The organism is Sporomusa sp. (assembly GCF_057736855.1).
In genome coordinates this window covers 1-1,931 of sequence record NZ_JBYKYF010000438.1, presented here as the reverse complement: position 1 = coordinate 1,931, position 1,931 = coordinate 1, and the positions used below count along the sequence as shown (strand labels likewise).

Sequence of the window (1,931 nt, the reverse complement as noted above, 5' to 3'; positions counted from 1 at the left end):
GATTTGGGCAATGATAGCCGAACCGAGGAATGAACCGGCTAGCACAAGCATGGCCACTATGGCTATTCTCCAGCTCATCTTGGCAAACTCGTCGAGTTCTTTACCAATGGAGATTCCTGCATAAGCCAGGATCGGCGTGCAAAGCGCAAGGAAATTGACATTGTTCACTTGACTGAGAACCCATGCAGACCCTGGCGTCCAAGGAGTAGTTAAGATGATAGCGACCAAAGAGATATAGACGATGGGAGGCAGGTTAGCGGGAATAATCTTGCTTAGTCCCCATCCCACGAAAGATATGATTCCCAAGATCAACATCCCGGGAAGCGCCTTAATTGGATCGATCTTTACCGCGATCCAATTGCCGAACAAGGTTATACCGCAGACCACTGCCAGAATGAACAAGATGTCCCTTGCACGAATCAAGTTCATCTCTCCCCCTTTTTGCTGGAGATCTAAACTTCATTCTTCACCTGATGCCGCCGGTAGCTCCTAGTAGTTCGCTATTCAACATCAAAAATCCTGCAATTCAGAATGAAATCCACAAATACATAGAACAAATCCAGCTTTCACCTAACCCTCTTACCGTCGATGAATACCGCTTCTACCCTGGACTGAACCATCAAAGGATCCCCAGAGAAGATTGAGAAGTCGGCGTCTTTCCCGGGCTCAATGCTTCCCAACCTCGAGGCCAGTCCCATAATAGTAGCAGGATTAATAGTCAGCATCCTTATGGCCCGTTCGGGGGAAAGGCCGTACTTCACGCATATGGCAGCCTGTAACCGTAAATCCCTTATGCTGAGAACCGGGTGGTCCGTCTGGAACGACACCAACACGCCCGCATCATCCATGATCTTCGCCGCATCGGGACGGGAGTTCGGAAACATAGGTATCCACCTATCTCCGACGAAAGGCCCGTAATTCACGGGAACCTTTCTCCTGGAAAGTTCGGATGCCACCAGATACGCTTCATCGCCGTGGTCCACCGTAAAGTCAAAACCGAATTCATCCTGCAGTCTGAAAAGCGGGTACAGGTCGGCAGGGGTCATTGAGTGGATCCGCGCCGGAATTTCCTTGTTCAGGATCTTGGCAAGGATCTCAAAGGTAAAACGTTTGGCAGGATCTTTTTCCGGTTCCTGCTCTCCGCTCTCGAGTTTTTTCAGGTATTCCTGTGTGAGTACAAGATATTGTCTTAAGATAGCAGCAACACCCATCCTGGTGGATGGATACGGTACGTCTTTACTAGGCCTGGGGCCTCTCCTGCCCCCTGCAGTCCAGGCCATCTTCATCCCTGCAGGATCCCTCAGCACCCGCGAAGAAATGCTTTCTCCTGCGGCCTTTACTGCAATGTCCGTGCCGCATATCACATTTGCGCTACCCGGGTGGATAATCATTGCAGTTACTCCGCCATCCAGTGCGTCCTGGAACCCTTTGTCGTGAAAGTCGATACCGTCAATGGCCCTTACGTGTCCGGTAACTGCATTGGTAGTCTCGTTCACGTCTGAATATTCCCAATCGAAGCCCTCAGGTACTATACCTACGTGGCAATGGCAATCGATAAACCCTGGAACGACCCATTTCCCCCGAGCATCTACCACCTGGGTTCCTGGAGGAAACGGCACGTCTTGCCCAACCTCGATGAACTTGCCGTTCTCTATGAGGACAGTACCCTCATCTATAGTACCGCGGGTCACCGTCAGTATTTTTCCACCCTTTACGGCTAGCATCAACAGACCCTCCTTCCTTCCCATGACTCAGTGCCTCCGGCAGCAGCGCTCATGCAGCCAAGTTTACCTGCTACAACCCGCCCGTCCGAGACTACCGCTTCAATTCTGGACGTTATCTCCAGTGGGTCCCCCTGGAAGACCACAAAGTCCGCATCCTTGCCGGGTTCAAGCGAACCCACCCTATCCGAAACTCCCAGGATTTCTGCG

The 1,931-nt window shown here is 51.5% G+C and carries 3 protein-coding genes; all 3 read right to left on the bottom strand.

Annotation, left to right across the window (positions count from 1 at the left end):
* Nucleotides 1–429, bottom strand: a 429-nt coding sequence (locus tag AC29Z1_RS17355; RefSeq protein WP_488272698.1) for a hypothetical protein, incomplete at its 3' end; no start/stop codon positions are given.
* Between the two features lie 137 nt (nucleotides 430–566).
* Nucleotides 567–1,724 carry an amidohydrolase gene (locus AC29Z1_RS17350; protein WP_488272697.1) on the bottom strand — a complete coding sequence of 386 codons (1,158 nt, stop codon included), beginning with the start codon at nucleotides 1,722–1,724 and terminating at the stop codon, nucleotides 567–569.
* Nucleotides 1,724–1,931 (bottom strand): amidohydrolase family protein (locus AC29Z1_RS17345; RefSeq protein ID WP_488272696.1); only part of this gene is annotated, 208 nt, incomplete at its 5' end. The genes AC29Z1_RS17350 and AC29Z1_RS17345, both read right to left, overlap by 1 nt.